Source organism: Microbulbifer magnicolonia, from assembly GCF_035117725.1.
In the GTDB taxonomy this organism is placed as follows: Bacteria; Pseudomonadota; Gammaproteobacteria; order Pseudomonadales; family Cellvibrionaceae; genus Microbulbifer; species Microbulbifer magnicolonia.
Genome location: NZ_JAYEFD010000001.1, coordinates 1,723,883 through 1,741,382, shown reverse-complemented (window position 1 = coordinate 1,741,382; position 17,500 = coordinate 1,723,883). Strand labels below are relative to the sequence as shown.

The window sequence follows — 17,500 nt, the reverse complement described above, 5'->3', positions numbered from 1 at the left end:
GAATACTCCCCGAGGAATCGATATGCGCGCTTATTCCCTGCTCGACCTGTCCCCGATCACCGACAATGGCGACGCCCGGCGCGCGCTGTTGAACTCGCGCGACCTGGCGCAGCATGCGGAGAAGCTGGGATACAAACGCTTCTGGATGGCCGAGCACCACAATATGCCGGGGGTGGCCAGTGCGGCCACCGCGGTTGCGCTGGGCTTTATCGCCGAGGGCACCAGCAGCATCCGTATCGCCTCCGGCGGGGTGATGCTGCCGAATCACGCGCCGCTGGTAATTGCCGAGCAGTTCGGCACCCTGGCTTCGCTGTATCCCGGGCGGGTGGACCTGGGGCTCGGGCGGGCGCCGGGAACCGACACCGCCACCATGCTGGCGCTGCGCCGCGACCCGCGCCACGCCGCCGACCAGTTTCCCGAGGACGTGCAGGAACTGCTGCACTATTTCGACGCGGAGAAGCCGGGGCAGCGCGTGCGGGCGGTGCCCGGTGTAGGGCTCGGGGTACCGGTCTGGCTGCTGGGCTCCAGCCTGTACAGCGCGCAACTGGCTGCCGCAATGGGGCTGCCGTTCGCCTTTGCCTCGCACTTCGCACCGCAGATGCTGGATCACGCACTGAGCATCTACCGCGACCAGTTCAAGCCATCCCGCTATCTCGACCGGCCCTACGCGGCCGCGGGCATCAATGTGTTCGCCGCGGACAGCGACGAGGAGGGGCGCTACCTGATGACGTCGCTGGAACAGCAGTTCATCGGGCTGCGCCGCGGCACACCGGGACCGCTCAGGCCGCCGGTGGAAGATATGGACGCAATCGCGTCCCTGTCCGAACGGCAGCAGGTGCAGCAGGCGCTGGCGGAAACCGCGGTCGGTTCCAGGGCCACGGTGGCCACGTGGATCGGCCGCTTTCTGGAGCGGACCCGGGTCGACGAACTGATCGTGACCGGGGCCATGTACGATCACGCTGCGCGGCTCAAATCTTTCCGCATTGCCGCCGAAGTCCTGCGCGAGCGGGTGGCGAGTTAACCGTTCACTAACTGTGCCTGGCGCTCGCGGTACTGTCGCGGCGTCTGCTGCAGGCGCTGTTTGAAATGACTGAAAAAGGTGGAGTTGGAGTTGAAGCCGGCCTGCAGGCCGATATCGGTGACGGACAGGTGCGCCAACGCCGGGTCCACCAGCAGCCGCGCGGCCTCTTCGATCCGGTGCTGGTTGATGAACTCGTAAAACGACTGGCGGGCGAAGCCATTGATGGTCTCGGACAGGTGGTGTACCGGCACCTTCAGCAGGCGGGCCAGGTCGGCGATTTTCAGTCCCGCTTCCAGGTGGGGCTGTTTATTGGCCATAGTGCACTGCAGCGCCCGCCAGATGGCTGCGGCGCCCTCGTCGGTGAGACTGCTGGTCTGATACTTGCGGTCCGCGGTGTCGGTGATGACCTCTTCCCCGGCTGATCTTTCGCCGGAGGCGTCGCCGAGCTGGATTCTGTTCTGTTGCAGGCCAAACCAGCCGAACAGCAGGCTCAGAATCAGCGGGCCCATCGCCTGTACCACTCCCGGAGTCACTTCGCGCGGCGGGGCGAAAAAACCCAGCAGCTCGACGGCGATGCCGGCGGCTGCGGACAGCAGGAAGGCATAGTCCAGAGCCTTGAGCCAGCGCAGGTTCACCTCCTCAATCGCCGAGTAGTTCTCCTTTACCTGCCGTAGATGGGGACGCAAAAGCCGCAGCACGTTGAGAGAGTAACCAATCACCGACAGGTAAGTTGACAGCCGGTGCACAAAGCGGCTGCGGTACATCAGTTCGCAATCGCTTGTGCCGGGGCAGGGCACGTTTAGCAGGCTGTCGGCGGACAACGGAAGTTGCATCAGCCATAGCAGGGTGGAGCCCAGGGCCGGGGGTCAGGTGCCAGGCGTGCCGCGCGCGCCAGCGGAAACTGGGCTGGGTGAGGATGCGCGTATAGAAATACAGAAGCGGTCCGGGCAGCAGCTGCAGCGAGAAGATCAGGTGGTATTCCCAGCGCAGGGATGTGAATTCGATTTGGGGTACCAAGGCGATGGAGACGGCGCTGCTGGCCGCCAGCATCAGGCCCAGGCAGCGGTTGGCCCTGCGGTTGCCCCAGGGAGCCATGTACAGCAGCAGAGCCAGGATCAGGCAGGTGGTGGCCCCGAACAGAATGACCAAGCTGGTGAGATGAAATGTGATTAGCATCGGAACCGCCGCAGTTGAGGGCGGAGATGTTAATTCAAAGTCCCCGGCTGCAAAACCGTGGGCCAGTTGGCCCCGGAATCAGAAAGCCCCCGCCGTTGGGCGGCGGCTTTGCGGGAATGTGGCCTCGGCTTTAACCCTTGAAACCGTCTTTCAGTTTCTTTTCCACCAGTTGCTTCTTCAGCTGCGCGTACTGGGGCACGCCATTTTTATAGGGAGGGTAATCCTCGCCCTGGATCAGCGGCAGCAGGTAGTCGCGGCCGGCCTGGGTGATGCCGAAGCCGTCTTCACTGATGTACTCGCGCGGCATCATTTTTTCCACGTTGGCCACTTCCGACAGCGGCGCCTCGCCGACGGACCAGCCGTACTCGGGGCCGGCGTCGCGCACGATGATCGGCATGATCGAATTTTTGCCGGCCACGGCCATTTCCACCGCGGCGCGGCCGACGGCGTAGGCCTGGGCCACGTCGGTGGCGGAGGCGATATGGCGTGCAGCGCGCTGCAGGTAGTCCGCCAGGGCCCAGTGGTATTTCAGGCCCAGCTCGCTCTTGATCAGGTTGGCCAGGGTCGGCGCCACGCCGCCCAGCTGCTTATGGCCGAAGGCGTCGGTGGTGCCGGCGTCGGCGAGGAAGGTGCCGTCCGCGTACTGGGCGCCCTCGGAGGCGACGATCACGCAGTAGCCCTTCTCGTCGACGGTCTGCTGCACCTTGGCCAGGAACTTCTCTCTGTCGAAGGCCACTTCCGGGAACAGGATGATATGGGGCGCGTCGCCGTCCTGCTCCTGCGCCAGCGCGCCGGCGGCGGCGATCCAGCCGGCGTGGCGGCCCATCACCTCGAGGATGAAGACCTTGGTGGAAGTGGCGCACATGGAGGCCACGTCCATCGCCGCCTCCTTGGTGGATACGGCCACGTACTTGGCCACGGAACCGAAGCCGGGGCAGTTGTCGGTCAGCGGCAGGTCGTTGTCGACGGTCTTGGGAATATGGATGGCCTGGATCGGGTAGCCCATCTTTTCGGACAGCTGGGAGACCTTCAGGCAGGTGTCGGCGGAGTCGCCGCCGCCGTTATAGAAGAAGTAGCCGATATCGTGGGCCTTGAAGACCTCGATCAGGCGCTCGTACTCGGCCTGGTTCTCCTCCAGGCTCTTCAGCTTGTAGCGGCAGGAGCCGAAGGCGCCGGACGGCGTGTGGCGCAGGGCGGCGACGGCCTCCACACTCTCCTGGCTCACGTCGATCAGTTCCTCGCGCAGCGCGCCGAGGATACCGTTCAGCCCCGCGTAGACATTGCCTATATGGTCCTGGTATTCGCGCGCGGCTTCGATCACACCGCAGGCGGAAGCATTGATCACGGCGGTTACGCCGCCAGATTGCGCATAAAAGGCGTTCTTTTTCGACATGGTCATCCTGTTCACTTTTCGGTTCTCGGGGGCGTCCTGCCCCCTTAAACCGTCGCGCCCCAACCGCTGGCGCAAGTCGCGGACTTGCTGGCAGTTGGGGCGCTCGCATTGGCCGCCGGCCAATGGCGGTAAGTCCTACTACCGCTCGGGGGTTGAGGCTGGCAATTGTGGGGGCGGAGTCTAATGGAACGGCGATAAAATTGCATCGAAACTGGGGTATTTGACAATCACTGCCGGGATTCGCCGTGTTAAGCTTGCGCGGCAACCAGCAGGAGTACAATTTTCCGCCATGCATATCCATATCCTAGGTATCTGCGGCACCTTCATGGGCAGTCTGGCACAGCTGGCCGTGGCCGAGGGTCACAAGGTGACCGGCAGCGACGCCAACGTCTACCCGCCCATGAGCACCCAGCTGCAGCAGGCGGGCATTCAGCTGACCGAGGGTTACGACCCGGCGCAGCTGGAGCCGGCGCCGGACCTGGTGATCATCGGCAACGCCCTGTCCCGCGGCAACCCGGCGGTGGAGGCGGTGCTGGAAAAGGGGTTGCCCTATACCTCCGGCGCCCAGTGGCTGTGTGACCACTTCCTCGGCGGGCGCTGGGTGCTGGCAGTCGCCGGCACCCACGGCAAGACCACCACTTCGAGCATGCTGGCCTGGATCCTGGAAAAGGCGGACATGCAGCCGGGCTTCCTGATCGGCGGCGTGCCGAGCAATTTCGGCGTGTCGGCGCGCCTGGGCGAGAGTCCTTTCTTTGTGGTGGAGGCGGATGAATACGACACCGCCTTCTTCGACAAGCGCTCCAAGTTCGTGCACTACCGCCCGCGCACGCTGATTATCAATAACCTGGAGTTCGATCACGCGGACATCTTCGCCGATCTTGCGGCCATTCAGCGCCAGTTCCATCACCTGGTGCGCACCGTGCCCGGCAACGGCCTGATAGTGGCGTCCGCCGATGACACGGTAGAGGAGGTGCTGCAGCAGGGCTGCTGGAGCGAGGTGCAGCGTTTCGTCACCGAGGCGGAGAAAGGCGTGCGCCTGGGTGACTGGTGCGCGGTGGATATCGCCGCGGACGGCAGCAGTTTCGCGGTCAAATTCCGCGACGCCGAGGTGGCCCGGGTGGCCTGGAACCTGACCGGCCTGCACAATGTGCGCAACGGCCTCGCGGCCATGGCCGCGGCGCGCCACGTGGGGGTGGATCCGCAGCTGGGCGCCCAGGCGCTGGGCAGCTTCGAGGGCGTCAAACGGCGCATGGAGTGCCTCGCCGAGGTGGCCGGCATCCGCGTCTACGACGATTTCGCCCACCACCCCACCGCCATCGAGTACACCCTGAACGGGCTGCGCGCCAAGGTGGGCGACGACAAGATCATCGCCCTGATTGAACCGCGCTCCAACACCATGCGGATGGGTTGCCATCAGCACAAGCTGGCCCAGTCCTGTTCCGGCGCCGACCTGGTGCTCTGGTACCAGCCGGAGGGCATGAACTGGTCCCTGGGTGAAGTGGTGCATCACTCCACCGTGCCGGCGAAGATTTTCGACAATATCGAGGCCGGCGTAGAATCCGCGGTCAATCTGGCCGAGCCGGGCACGCATATCATCGTAATGAGCAACGGCGGCTTCGGCGGTATCCACCAGCGCCTGATCGGCGCGCTCGAGCAGAAGCACGGACGAAACCAACCGTAGGGTGCGCCGCGCGCTCCCCTTCGAATCCGATTGGAATCACAACCGGTGCGCACGGCGCACCCTACGCGGAAACAGCCTTGGGCCAAACACCTTTCAACAAGACCGTCACCCTGGCGATGACCGGTGCTTCCGGCGCCCAGTACGGTCTGCGCCTGCTGCAGTGTTTGCTCGCGGCCGAGGTGCGGGTGTGGCTGCTGCTGTCCGACGCCGCGCAAGTCGTGATCGACACCGAGACCGAGTGCCAGCTGCCGGACGGCGATGAGGCGGAGCTGCAGCGCTTCCTCGGCGACCGCTTCGGCGCCCGCGAGGGCCAGCTGCAGTTGTTCGGCAGGCGGGACTGGTTTGCGCCGGTGGCCTCGGGTACCGGCGCGGCCTCCAGTATGGTGATCTGCCCGGCCAGCGGCGGCACCCTGTCGGCCATTGCCTGCGGGGCCTCCAACAACCTGATCGAGCGCGCGGCGGACGTGGCCCTGAAAGAGCGCCGCCAGCTGATCCTGGTGCCGCGGGAGGCGCCCTATTCGGAGATTCACCTGGAAAATATGCTGAAGCTGACCCGCATGGGCGCGGTGATACTGCCGGCCAGCCCCGGCTTCTATCAAAAGCCGCGTTCGATAGAGGACCTGGTGGACTTCGTTGTCGCGCGGCTGCTGGACCAGCTGGGTGTGAAGCAGGAGCTGCTGCCCCAATGGGGCGAATAGCGGCGAGCGGCAATATAGAGAACGAGAAACCTGTGAAACCGAGTATCACCATTCACTACTGCGTGCAGTGCAACTGGATGCTGCGCGCCACCTGGATGGCCCAGGAGCTGCTGTACACCTTCGCCGACGACCTGGAACAGGTGGCGCTGAAGCCCGGCAGCGGCGGAATATTTGAGATTCTTGTGGGCGATGAGCTGATCTGGGAGCGCAAACGCGACGGCGGTTTTCCCGGGCCCAAGGAACTTAAACGGCGGGTGCGGGATCTGTTGTTCCCCGAGCGCGATCTGGGGCATATCGACGCGCCGTGAGAATTTTCTAATCAATCGGATTTGGAGCGAACACCGTATTCGCTCCCGCCCGCTCTGGGCGAACAAAGTATTTGCCACTCGGTGGCCAACGTTATTGCGAATGTAAGCGGAATTATATGCTGTCAGCTTTCAAGACCTGCTACGAAAACCTGGTAATCCGGCGGCCGAGGACGGTGCTGCTCATTGTCGCGCTGCTGACACTGGCGGCGGCGCTGGGGCTGCCGCGCTTCAAGCTGGATGCGTCCGCGGATTCACTCACGCTGGAAGCCGACCGGTCCCTCGACTATTTCCGCGAGATTTCCGAGCGCTACGCCAGCGGCGACTTCCTGGTCGTCACCTACCGCTACCGCAACGGCGACCTGTTCGACGATGCGTCTCTCGATACCTTGCGCCGCCTGCGCGATACCCTGGCGCAGGTGGAGGGCGTGACCAGCGTGCAGAGCATCCTCGATGTGCCGCTGCTCTACAGTCCCAAGCTGTCGATTACCGATATCAGCGACGAGATCCGCACCCTGTCCACGCCCGGTACCGACAAGAACCTGGCCCGGCAGGAGTTCCTGTCCAGCCCCATCTACCGCGAGCTGATCCTGAGCCCGGACGGCCAGACCACGGCGCTGCTGGTGAACCTGCAGCTGGACAGCCGCGGTATCGAACTGGTGCGCGAGCGCGACGCCCTGCGCCGCAAGCGCAACAGCGAGGGCCTGAGCGACGCGGAAGCGGCGCACCTGGAAGAGGTCAGCCAGGTCTACCTGCAGCACCGCACCGCGCAGGAACATCGGTCGCGCGCGCGGGTGGAGCAAGTGCGGGAAATTCTCGCCGGCTACAAGGGCGAGGCGGAACTGTTCCTCGGCGGTGTATCGATGATCACTGCCGACATGATCTCCTTTATCCAGAGCGACCTGGTGGTGTTCGGTGCGGGCATCCTGCTGTTTATCATCGCCACGCTGCTGATCATCTTCCGCCAGGTGCGCTGGGTGCTGCTGCCACTGGCCACCTGTGTGACCACCGCGGTGATGATGCTGGGCCTGCTCAGCTGGATGGACTGGCGCCTGACGGTGATCTCCGCCAATTTCGTCGCACTGCTGCTGATCATCACCCTGGCGATCACCATCCATCTGGCGGTGCGCTACCGGGAATACATTGCGCAGAACCCGGACTGGAATCGCGAACAGCTGGCCCTGGCCGCGGTGCGCTTTATGGCCAAGCCGTGCCTGTATACGGCGCTGACGACCATCGTCGCCTTCGTATCACTGGTGGTGAGCGGCATCCGCCCGGTCATCGATTTCGGCTGGATGATGACCATGGGTGTGACCCTGGCCCTGGTGCTGTCCTTCCTGATGATTCCGGCACTGCTGATGATTCTGCCGAAGCGCACCGGTGGCGTGAGCCTGGACAATTCCCACGCGTTCACACTGCTGTTCTCCCGCTTTGCCGAGCGGCGCCGCGGCGTCGTGCTGGGCGTATCCCTGCTGGCGGCCGTGGCTAGCGCGGTGGGAATCTCGCAATTGAAAGTGGAAAACCGCTTTATCGATTACTTTGACGATTCCACCGAGATCTACCAGGGCATGCTGGTGATCGACCGCCGCCTCGGCGGCACGGTGACCCTGGATATCATCCTCGACAAACCCGCGGAAGAGGAAACGGCTCCGGAAGGGGAGGAGGATCCCTTTGCGGTGACCGGCGAAGAGGAAGCGTTCGCCGAGGAAGATCCGTTCGGATCCGAGGATCCGTTCGGCGCTGCCGGCGAAAGCGCCGAGCAGAGTTACTGGTTCACCGTGGCCGGCCTGGCAAAGATCGAGCGGCTGCACGACTTCCTGGAACAGCAGCCGGAGATCGGCAAGGTGCAGTCCCTGGCCACCCTGTACAAGGTGGCGCGGGATCTGAACGGTGGCCCGCTGAATGATTTCGAGCTGGCGGTGGCGCGCACCAGTCTGCCGGCGGAAATCAGAGACGTGCTGGTGGACCCCTACTTGTCGGTCGAGCACAACCAGGCGCGCATTACGCTGCGGGCGATGGAGACGGACCCGAACCTGCGTCGCGACGAGCTGATCCAGCGCATCTACGACTATGCCCACGACGAGATGGGTATTGCGCCGGAAAACATTCACCAGACCGGCCTGCTGGTGCTCTACAACAACATGCTGCAGAGCCTGTTCAAGTCGCAGATCCTGACCCTGGGGGCGGTGTTCGTCGGCATCCTGCTGATGTTCCTGGTGCTGTTCAGGTCCTTTTCGCTGGCGCTCATCGCCCTTATACCGAACATGCTCGCCGCCTGCGTGGTGCTGGGCGGTATGGGCCTGGCCGGTATTCCGCTGGACATGATGACGATTACCATCGCCGCGATTACCGTCGGCATCGGCGTGGACCACGCGATCCACTACCTGTACCGCTTCCGCGATGAATTTGCGAAGGACGGCGACTACCTGGCGACCATGCACCGCAGCCATGCGACCATCGGCCGGGCCATGTTCTACACGGCCATCACCATCATCGCCGGCTTCTCGATCCTGGCGCTGTCCAAGTTCGTGCCGTCCATCTACTTCGGCCTGCTCACCGCGCTGGCCATGACCGCGGCGCTGCTCGGTTCGCTGACACTGCTGCCGCTGCTGTTGCTGCTGTTCAAGCCGCTGCCGGCTCCGGAGGCGCCGGGAAAGCCGTTGCCGGTGGGGGAAGGGCTGGTTAGCTCCTGAGCCGTAGGCCGCAAGCAATAAAAAAGCCGGGAAATTCCCGGCTTTTTTATTGCTTGCGGCGGCTGAAACGGGATCAGTCGGAGCGGCTGGTGATTTCCAGCAGGTGATAGCCGAACTGGGTCTTGATCGGGCCGTGCACCTTGTTCAGTTCGCCGGAAAACACCACCTTGTCGAATTCAGGCACCATCTGGCCCTGCCTGAACTCCCCCAGGTCACCGCCGGAGCGGCCGGACGGGCACTTGGAGTGCTCCTGGGCGAGGACACCGAAGTCTGCGCCACTGTCCAGTTGTTTTTTCAGATCCAGGCACTTCTCTTCGCTTTCGACCAGTATGTGGCGCGCTGTGGCTTTGGGCATGGGGATTCTCCATAAACTGAATTTACGCGAGGAGCTTAGTGCGCGCGGGCGCTAGCCGCCACTCACTGCCGCCCGGAAAGCGCGGCAAAGGTGTTGCACTGATTGACGTCGCCGGTGGTAAAGCCGCGGTTGAACCAATAGGCGCGCTGCTCGGCGCTGCCGTGAGTGAAGGAGTCGGGGGACACCGCCCGCCCGGCGCGGCTCTGCAGGCGGTCGTCGCCCACCGCGGCGGCGGCGGACAGCCCTTCCTCCAGATCGCCGGGTTCCAGCATCTGCCGGTCGCGGTGGGCATAGAAGGCCCAGACGCCGGCGAAACAGTCCGCCTGCAGTTCCAGCATGACCGACAGGCGGTTGGCGGTGGCCTGGTCGGACTGCATGCGCGCCTGCTGTACTTTCTGCGAGGTGCCGAGCAGGTTCTGCACATGGTGCCCCACCTCGTGCGCGATCACATAGGCGAAGGCGAAATCACCCGGTGCGCCGAGTTGCCTGAGGTCGCCGAGGAAGCTGAGGTCCAGGTACACCTTGTTGTCCATCGGGCAGTAGAAGGGGCCTACAGCGGCGGTGTTGAGGCCGCAGGCGGAGCGCACCATATCGTCGTAGAGCACCAGCTTGGGCGGTACGTACTGGGAGCCGGCGGTCTGGAACAGCTTGCCCCAGGTGTCCTCGGTGTCCGCCAGCACCACCGAGACGAAGTCGGCGACTTCATCGCCGGGAGCCTTCTGTGCGCCCGGCTGCCCCTGTTGCTCCGGCCCCAGCGCCGGGGGTTGTGTCTCCCGCGGGGCGCCCTGGAACAGGCGGTCGCCGCCGAAGAAATAGAATGCCGCGAGGGCCGCCAGAATCAGCCACCCTGTCTTGCTGCGCAGCAGCAGTGGCGCCAGCGCCAGCAGGTTGCCGAGCCCGCCCATACCGCCGCCCATGCCGGGAGATGGCTCTCCGCGGCGATCCTCAATATTGCTGCTCCTGCGACCCTTGCGCCAACGCATCGGGAGATCTCCGAGGCTGTGTTTCTAATGAGTCTAGACCAACTGGCATAAAATTCTTTTTTGTCAGCGCTCGGAGCCTGCGTGGCAGATGGTATCTTTAAGAAACCCCTGAACGACTGCTATCGAGGGCATGCTTTGCCACAGATTCCCCTGTTTCCGTTGCGGGTGCCGCTGTATCCCGGCGTGACCCTGCCACTGCGCATCTTCGAGCAGCGCTATCTGCATCTTGTCAGTGAAACCCTGAAAGCGGACGCCGGCTTCGGCGTGGTGCTGATCCGTTCGGGGGGCGAGGTGGGGCGCGCCTCGGTGTGGCCACTTGGGGTCTACGTGAAGATTGTCGACTGGAGCCAGGGGGAAGAGGGTCTGCTGCACGTGCTGGTCAGCGGACAGCGCCGCTTCCGCATTGTCAGTACCAGCCGCGCCGAGGACGACCTGCTGCTCGGCGAAGTCGAGTGGCTGCCGGAGGAGCAGCCGCAACCGATTCCCGCCGACTGCGACGGCCTGCTGGCGGTACTGGATGAGCTGAAGGCGCACGCCGCGATGCTGTCGCTCAAGTTTGAACCGGTGGAATCCGCCGGTGCGCTGTCCTGGCAGCTGGCGCAGTTGCTGCCGCTGGATGACAAGGTGCGCGTGGAGCTGCTCGCCATCGAGGATCCGCTGGTACGTCTCGCCGACATTGCCGCCAACCTGGACCGGTGGGCCAGGGAGTAAGCGTCCGTCGCAGTGAATTTGGCGTATACTGCGCGGCCGATCGAATGTCGCATGGAGAGCTGCAGTGAATAGTCCCGCCGCCGAAACCGCCGATCAGCAGTCGACCCGAGCCCGGCTCGAGGAGATGGGGCGCGCCGCGCGCGCCGCGGCGCGACTGATGGCCCGTGCCGACACCGCCACCAAGAACCGCGCCCTCAGGGCAGTGGCCGCGGCGCTGGACCGACAGCGCGTCCTGGTGGCCGAGGCCAATGCGCGGGATATGCAGGCCGGGCGCGACGGCGGCCTGGACGCCGCACTGCTCGACCGCCTGGAACTGACCGACGCGCGTATAGACGCGATGATCGAAGGACTGCACCAGATTGCCGAGTTGGCGGATCCGGTGGGTGAAATAAAAGACCTGAAATACCGCCCCAGCGGGATTCAGGTGGGCCGCATGCGCGTGCCCCTGGGGGTAGTGGGGATCATCTATGAATCCCGTCCCAACGTGACCATCGACGCCGCCAGCCTGTGCCTGAAGTCCGGCAATGCGACCATCCTGCGCGGCGGCAGCGAGGCGCTGCACTCCAACGGCGCCATCGCCGCCTGCATCGCCGCCGGCCTGAAAGACGCGGGCCTGCCGGAGACCGCGGTGCAGGTGGTGGACACCGCCGACCGCGAAGCTGTGGGCGCCCTGATCAGCATGCCGCAGTACGTCGATGTCATCGTCCCCCGCGGCGGCACCGGCCTGATTGAGCGTGTCAGCCGCGAGGCGCGGGTGCCGGTGATCAAGCACCTGCACGGCGTCTGCCACGTCTACATCGACGACCGCGCCGATGCGGACAAGGCGTTCGCCATCGCGCTGAACGCCAAGACCCACCGCTACGGGGTCTGCAACGCGATGGAGAGCCTGCTGGTCGCCGAGGATATGGCGGCGGAAATACTGCCGCGCCTGGCGGCGGCCTACCGGGAGAAGGGGGTCGAACTGCGCGGCTGCGAGCGGACCCGGGCGATACTGCCTGAGTGCAATGCGGCCAGCGAAGGCGACTGGAGCGAGGAGTACCTGGCGCCGGTACTGTCGATCCGCGTAGTGGCGGATATGGACGCCGCCATGGACCATATTGCGCAGTACGGCTCCGGTCACACCGAGTCCATCGTCACCGAGGACTACGGCCGCGCGCGGCGCTTCCTCGCCGAAGTGGATTCCAGTTCGGTGATGGTGAACGCCTCCACCCGCTTCGCGGACGGCTTCGAGTACGGCCTCGGCGCGGAGATCGGTATCAGCACCGACAAGATCCACGCCCGCGGCCCGGTGGGCCTGGAAGGGCTCACTTCGCAGAAGTGGATAGTGCTGGGCGACGGGCACGTTCGCCAATAAAAGGCGCCAGCAAACGGTGCCAGCAGTAGGTGAAAGGAGCCACTGGTTTGAGGGTTACCGGGAAGCGCCGGGAGGGAGAGGCCTTTCCGGGACCGTCGGAGGCATGGATGCCGACGCCGAGCGTACAGGGATGTATTCACAGCGTGTCCCGGAAAGGCCTCTCCCTCCCGGTGCGGGGCCTGGTTGAGGCCAGGGAATCTCCGTGATGAACAAAGAATTGCACACCATCGCGCTGTTCGGCGGCACCTTCGACCCGGTGCATTTCGGCCACCTGCGCATGGCGCTGGAGCTGCGCCAGGCGCTGGGCTTCGACGAGATGCGGCTGGTGCCCAGTCACCAGCCGCACCACCGGCAGACGCCGGGCGTATCCGCGGAGCACCGGCGTCAGATGCTGGCGCTGGCGCTGGAGGGCTGCAACGAGCTGCAGCTGGACGAGCGCGAGCTCGACCGGCCGGGCCCCACCTTTACGGTGGACACGCTGGAAGCGCTGCGCGGTGAACTGGGGGATGAAGTCTCCATCAGCTTCTGCATGGGCCTGGATTCGCTGCTGACCCTGCCCAGCTGGCACCGCTGGGAGCGGCTGTTGCAACTGGCCCACCTGGTGGTGGTGACCCGCCCGGGCTGGAAGCTGCCGCAGCGGGATTCCGGCGGCGCGCACGGGGAAGTGGCGGACATACTGGCGCGGCACGGCGGCAAGAAGGCGGATATACACGCCGAGTCCCGCGGGCGCCTGGTGGTGCGGGAGCAGACACTGCTGCCGATCTCCGCCACCCATATCCGCCACCTGATCGGCAGCGGCCAGTCCCCGCGCTTTCTGCTGCCGGCGGCGGTGCTGCAATATATTGAAGACAACCAACTGTATCGACAAGTCGCGGCGGGCGACGAATCGAGTGACGACTAGTTAAAAGGTGTTATGACGAATATCAAAGATATCGCCCTCGCGGCACTGGAGGATCTCAAGGGCAAGGACATCGTGTCCCTGGACGTCTCCGAACTCTCCGACGTGATGGACAACCTGGTGATCTGCACCGGCACTTCCAGCCGTCAGGTCAAATCCCTGGCCGACAATGTGGTGGAAGAGGGCAAGAAGGCCGGTGTGCGACCTATCGGCGTGGAGGGCATGGGGCAGGGCGACTGGGTGCTGGTGGACTACGGCGATCTCGTCGTACACGTGATGCTGGCGGAGGTGCGCAGTTTCTACGACCTGGAGAAGCTCTGGTCCATGACGCCGAACACCCGCGACGGCGGTGACGGCAGCGATCCGCACCGGGACTGAGTGGCCGGTGACTGGTGGTGAGTGTTCAGAAATTTACCCGTCACTGACCACCAGCCACTGACCACAGTTTTTCAGCTGCTATGAAGATCCGAATTATCGCCGCCGGCGGCAAGATGCCGGCCTGGGTCCAGGAAGGCTACGCCGAGTACGCCAAACGGCTGCCGCGGGAGCTGGCGCTGGAGATGGTGGAAATCCCCCTCGGCCAGCGCGGCCAGAAGAGTTCGCCGGCGCTGGTCGACAGGGCGCGCCAGAAAGAGGGCGAGGCGATACTGGCGGCCCTCGGGCCGCGGGACCACGTGGTTGCGCTGGATGTGAAGGGCAAGCCCTGGAGCACCGAGCAGTTGTCGCAACAGCTGCAGGGTTGGCAGATGCAGGGCGAGAGCGTCAGCCTGCTGATCGGTGGACCGGACGGTCTGTCTGCCGACTGTCTGGCGCGCGCCCGGCAGCGCTGGTCCCTGTCGCCGCTGACCCTGCCGCATCCGCTGGTGCGGGTGGTGCTGGCGGAACAGATATACCGCGCCTGGACGCTGCTGGCCGGGCACCCGTACCATAAATAATGCGGAATGCGGAATGCGGAATGCGGAATGCGGAATGCGGAATGCGGAATGCGGAATGCGGCCGCCAGCCGTAGGAGCGGCCGGCGGCCGCGATCATTGTCCGGGGCGCCACTGAGGTGAATTCGCGCCTATCGGCGGCAACTTCATCACAAAACCAGCTCGCGTATTCCGCATTCCGCATTCATCATTCCGCATTAAACCTGTACACTCCGTAGTCAATTATTTGCGCGCCAGTCCCACAACCGCCCCATGCCCTACGACCTGCACCTAAAAGACCCCCACACCGAGCAGCGGCTGTTTCGCAACCGCATGCTGGTGGCGCTCGCCGGGGTCGCGCTGCTGCTGGGGGTGCTGGTGGCGCGCTTCTACAACCTGCAGGTGGTCAATTACGACGACTACCGCACCCAGTCCGATGAAAACCGTATCCAGGTGCGCCCGGTCGCGCCGACGCGCGGCCTGATCTACGACCGCAGCGGCACTCTGCTGGCGGACAACCGCCCGAGCTACAACCTGTCGATCGTGCGCGAGCGGGTCCGGGACCTGGACGCCACGCTCGAGCTGATCGGCCATCTGGTGCGCCTCGACGACGGTGATGTGGAGAAGTTTCACCAGCGCATGGAGCGCCGGCGCCCCTTCGAGCCGATACCGCTGCGCTTCCGCCTCACCGAGGAGGAGATCGCCCGCATCAGTGTGAACGAATTCCGCCTGCCCGGTGTATCGGTCGAGGCGGAACTGGTGCGTTACTACCCGCTCACCGATCTCTTTGCCCACAGCGTCGGCTATGTGGGCCGCATCAGTGAACGCGAGCTGACCGCCTTCACCGAGGAAGACGTGCGCCGCTACCGCGGTACCGCGAGCATCGGCAAGGTCGGGCTGGAACGCTCCTACGAAGATCTGCTGCTGGGCGAGGTCGGCTACGAGAATGTCGAGACCAACGCCCGCGGCCGCGTGCTGCGCGTGCTCGAGCGCCACGATCCCAAGCCCGGTGCGGAACTGACCCTGCATCTGGACGCGCGCCTGCAGCGGGCCGCCGATGCGGCCCTGGGTGACCGGCGCGGCGCCGTGGTGGCCATAGACGTGAAGACCGGCGGCGTGCTCGCCTTTGTCAGCAAACCGTCCTTCGATCCGAATCTGTTCGTGACCGGGATCAGCTTCGGCGATTACCGCGCACTGAGCGACTCCCTCGATGTGCCGCTGTTCAACCGCGCCCTGCAGGGGCAGTACCCGCCCGGCTCGACCCTGAAACCGATGATGGGCCTGGGCGGCCTCGCCGACGGCGTCATCGACGCAGAGACCAAGATCCAGGACCCGGGTTTCTACCGCCTGCCCAACGATACGCGCCAGTACCGGGACTGGAAACGCTGGGGCCACGGCAAACATGTGGACCTGATCCAGGCGCTGGCGGAGAGCTGCGACGTCTACTTCTACGACATGGCGGCGCGCTGGAATATCGACGGCATGCACGATATCGCCACCCGATTCGGCCTCGGGGCCAAGACCGGCATCGACCTGCCAGTGGAGCGCCCCGGCCTGTTCCCGTCCCGCGACTGGAAACGCGGCGCCAGGGGCATGCCCTGGTTTCCCGGGGACAGTCTGAACGCGGTACTGGGGCAGGGCTTCGTACTGGCGACGCCGCTGCAGCTGGCGGTGATGACCGCCACCATCGCCAATCGCGGCACCCACTACCGACCGCAAGTGGTGAAGTCGGTGGACGGCGTGGAACAGCCGCCGGACGTATTGCATCACGTGGAGGCCAGGCCCGAGCACTGGGACCTGGTGTCCGAGGGCATGGAGGCGGTGGTCTACCGCACTAACGGCACCGGTAAGAAGGCCGGCGCCGGACTGGATTTCCGCGTCGCGGGTAAATCGGGTACCGCCCAGGTAGTTGGTATCGCCCAGGGTGAGCAGTACGATTCGGAGGCGCTGAAGGAGCGCCACCGCGACCACGCGCTGTTCGTCGCCTTCGCGCCGGTGGACGATCCGCAGATCGCGGTGGCGGTGCTGGTTGAGAACGGCGAGGGCGGCGGCAAGGTGGCGGCGCCCGTGGCGCGTGAAGTGTTTTACGACTGGATGTCGCGACCGCCGGTGCAGGCGGCCGACAATTCCAATACCGATATCAACGAGGGGGCAGGGCATGGCTAGTCGCGACTATATGCACCGGCTGCCGGATTCCCACAGCAGCCTCAGCCGCCCGGTGAGCCTGTCGCGCCGCTGGCATATCGATGTACCGCTGCTGATGCTGTTGCTGGTGCTGGCGGCGGTGGGCCTGGGGGTGCTCTACAGTGCCGCCGGCGGTGACGTGCACTATGTGAAGCGCCAGGCCGTGTTCATGGTGATGGCGTTTGTCGGCATGTTTGTAGTCGCGCAGATACCGTTGGACGTGTACCGGCGCTGGTCGCCCTGGGCCTACGTGGGCGGCTGCGGCCTGCTGGTGGCGGTGCTGTTCGTCGGCGTCGGCGCCAAAGGGGCCCAGCGCTGGCTGGAAGTGGGCGGGTTCCGCTTCCAGCCGTCGGAGGCAATGAAGCTGGCGGTGCCCATGTCGGTGGCCGCCTACCTGCACAGGCGCACATTGCCGCCGTCTTTCTTCACAGTCGTGGGGGCACTGGCCATCGTCGCCGTGCCGGCTGCACTGATTGTGCGGCAGCCGGATCTCGGCACCTCCATCCTGATCGCCGCCTCGGGGCTGTTCGCACTCTATCTCGCCGGCCTCAGCTGGAAGATGATCGGCGCGGCGCTGATGGCACTGGTGGCGGCTGCCTGGCCCATCTGGCAGTGGGGGCTGCGGGACTACCAGCGCCAGCGCATCCTCACGCTGCTGGATCCCGACGCGGACCGCCTCGGCGCCGGCTGGAATATTTTTCAGTCCAAGGCCGCCATCGGTTCCGGCGGCGTCTACGGCAAGGGCTATATGCAGGGTACCCAGTCGCAGCTGGACTTTTTGCCCGAGAGTCACACGGACTTTATCATCGCCGTGCTGTCGGAAGAGTGGGGCATGCGCGGTGCCCTGATACTGTTGCTGTTGTATATATTGATCATTGCGCGCGGGATCTATATTAGTTTTATCGCACAGCATGTGTTCGGACGGCTGTTGGCGGGGAGTATTACCCTCACTTTCTTTGTCTATGTGTTTGTGAATATCGGTATGGTCACCGGACTGCTGCCGGTGGTGGGGGTGCCGCTGCCGATGGTGAGCTATGGCGGAACCTCGCTCATCACGCTGATGGCCGGGTTTGGCATCCTGATGGCGATAGGAACAGAGCAGCGCCGGGTGTCTTTCTAGCACCTGCCAGAATAAAA

The 17,500-nt window shown here is 64.6% G+C and carries 16 protein-coding genes; 12 read left to right on the top strand and 4 right to left on the bottom strand.

Annotated elements, in window-relative coordinates:
• The first annotated feature begins 22 nt into the window (after positions 1–22).
• The gene (locus RRF64_RS07625) at positions 23–1,021 is read left to right on the top strand and encodes an LLM class flavin-dependent oxidoreductase (RefSeq protein ID WP_323845236.1); all 999 of its coding nucleotides are present in this window, start codon (positions 23–25) and stop codon (positions 1,019–1,021) included.
• On the opposite strand, the gene RRF64_RS07620 is transcribed toward RRF64_RS07625, so the two are convergent.
• Both RRF64_RS07620 and RRF64_RS07615 read right to left on the bottom strand, forming a co-directional pair.
• The gene (locus tag RRF64_RS07620) at positions 1,018–1,854 is read right to left on the bottom strand and encodes a helix-turn-helix transcriptional regulator (protein WP_323845235.1); all 837 of its coding nucleotides are present in this window, start codon (positions 1,852–1,854) and stop codon (positions 1,018–1,020) included. The genes RRF64_RS07625 and RRF64_RS07620 overlap by 4 nt on opposite strands.
• A 473-nt stretch (positions 1,855–2,327) precedes the next feature.
• Complete coding sequence (locus RRF64_RS07615; protein ID WP_323845234.1) at positions 2,328–3,590, bottom strand: 6-phosphofructokinase; 1,263 nt, start codon at positions 3,588–3,590, stop codon at positions 2,328–2,330.
• Between the two features lie 289 nt (positions 3,591–3,879).
• Here RRF64_RS07615 and mpl point away from each other — a divergent pair, with 289 nt between their 5' ends.
• From mpl to RRF64_RS07595, 4 genes are all read left to right on the top strand, one after another.
• A complete protein-coding gene (gene mpl / locus RRF64_RS07610; RefSeq protein WP_323845233.1) occupies positions 3,880–5,271 on the top strand; it encodes a UDP-N-acetylmuramate:L-alanyl-gamma-D-glutamyl-meso-diaminopimelate ligase in 1,392 nt (463 codons plus the stop codon).
• Positions 5,272–5,387: 116 nt separating this feature from the next.
• Positions 5,388–5,969: a flavin prenyltransferase UbiX gene (locus RRF64_RS07605; RefSeq protein WP_422732623.1), complete on the top strand. Its 582-nt coding sequence runs from the start codon at positions 5,388–5,390 to the stop codon at positions 5,967–5,969.
• A gap of 32 nt (positions 5,970–6,001) precedes the next feature.
• Positions 6,002–6,277 (top strand): Rdx family protein, encoded by a 276-nt coding sequence (locus RRF64_RS07600; RefSeq protein ID WP_323845231.1) that lies wholly within the window; start codon positions 6,002–6,004, stop codon positions 6,275–6,277.
• A gap of 116 nt (positions 6,278–6,393) precedes the next feature.
• Positions 6,394–8,967 (top strand): efflux RND transporter permease subunit, encoded by a 2,574-nt coding sequence (locus RRF64_RS07595; protein ID WP_323845230.1) that lies wholly within the window; start codon positions 6,394–6,396, stop codon positions 8,965–8,967.
• 73 nt (positions 8,968–9,040) lie between these two features.
• On the opposite strand, the gene RRF64_RS07590 is transcribed toward RRF64_RS07595, so the two are convergent.
• The gene (locus RRF64_RS07590) at positions 9,041–9,322 is read right to left on the bottom strand and encodes a peptidylprolyl isomerase (protein ID WP_323845229.1); all 282 of its coding nucleotides are present in this window, start codon (positions 9,320–9,322) and stop codon (positions 9,041–9,043) included.
• A gap of 62 nt (positions 9,323–9,384) precedes the next feature.
• Complete coding sequence (ypfJ, locus tag RRF64_RS07585) at positions 9,385–10,305, bottom strand: KPN_02809 family neutral zinc metallopeptidase (RefSeq protein WP_323845228.1); 921 nt, start codon at positions 10,303–10,305, stop codon at positions 9,385–9,387.
• An 81-nt stretch (positions 10,306–10,386) separates the two neighbouring features.
• Here ypfJ and RRF64_RS07580 point away from each other — a divergent pair, with 81 nt between their 5' ends.
• From RRF64_RS07580 to rodA, 7 genes are all read left to right on the top strand, one after another.
• Positions 10,387–11,016, top strand: a complete 630-nt coding sequence (locus RRF64_RS07580; protein WP_323845227.1) for an LON peptidase substrate-binding domain-containing protein — start codon at positions 10,387–10,389, stop codon at positions 11,014–11,016.
• A 64-nt stretch (positions 11,017–11,080) separates the two neighbouring features.
• Positions 11,081–12,370: a glutamate-5-semialdehyde dehydrogenase gene (locus RRF64_RS07575; protein ID WP_323845226.1), complete on the top strand. Its 1,290-nt coding sequence runs from the start codon at positions 11,081–11,083 to the stop codon at positions 12,368–12,370.
• A 205-nt stretch (positions 12,371–12,575) separates the two neighbouring features.
• Positions 12,576–13,271 carry a nicotinate-nucleotide adenylyltransferase gene (gene nadD / locus RRF64_RS07570; protein WP_323845225.1) on the top strand — a complete coding sequence of 232 codons (696 nt, stop codon included), beginning with the start codon at positions 12,576–12,578 and terminating at the stop codon, positions 13,269–13,271.
• A 12-nt stretch (positions 13,272–13,283) separates the two neighbouring features.
• Positions 13,284–13,646 (top strand): ribosome silencing factor, encoded by a 363-nt coding sequence (gene rsfS / locus RRF64_RS07565; protein WP_323845224.1) that lies wholly within the window; start codon positions 13,284–13,286, stop codon positions 13,644–13,646.
• An 80-nt stretch (positions 13,647–13,726) separates the two neighbouring features.
• Complete coding sequence (rlmH, locus tag RRF64_RS07560; RefSeq protein WP_323845223.1) at positions 13,727–14,203, top strand: 23S rRNA (pseudouridine(1915)-N(3))-methyltransferase RlmH; 477 nt, start codon at positions 13,727–13,729, stop codon at positions 14,201–14,203.
• A gap of 249 nt (positions 14,204–14,452) precedes the next feature.
• The gene (gene mrdA / locus RRF64_RS07555) at positions 14,453–16,345 is read left to right on the top strand and encodes a penicillin-binding protein 2 (protein WP_323845221.1); all 1,893 of its coding nucleotides are present in this window, start codon (positions 14,453–14,455) and stop codon (positions 16,343–16,345) included.
• Entirely contained in the window at positions 16,338–17,483 is a 1,146-nt protein-coding gene (rodA, locus tag RRF64_RS07550; RefSeq protein ID WP_323845220.1) for a rod shape-determining protein RodA, read from the top strand. Before mrdA ends, rodA begins: the two co-directional genes overlap by 8 nt.
• Positions 17,484–17,500: the final 17 nt, after the last annotated feature.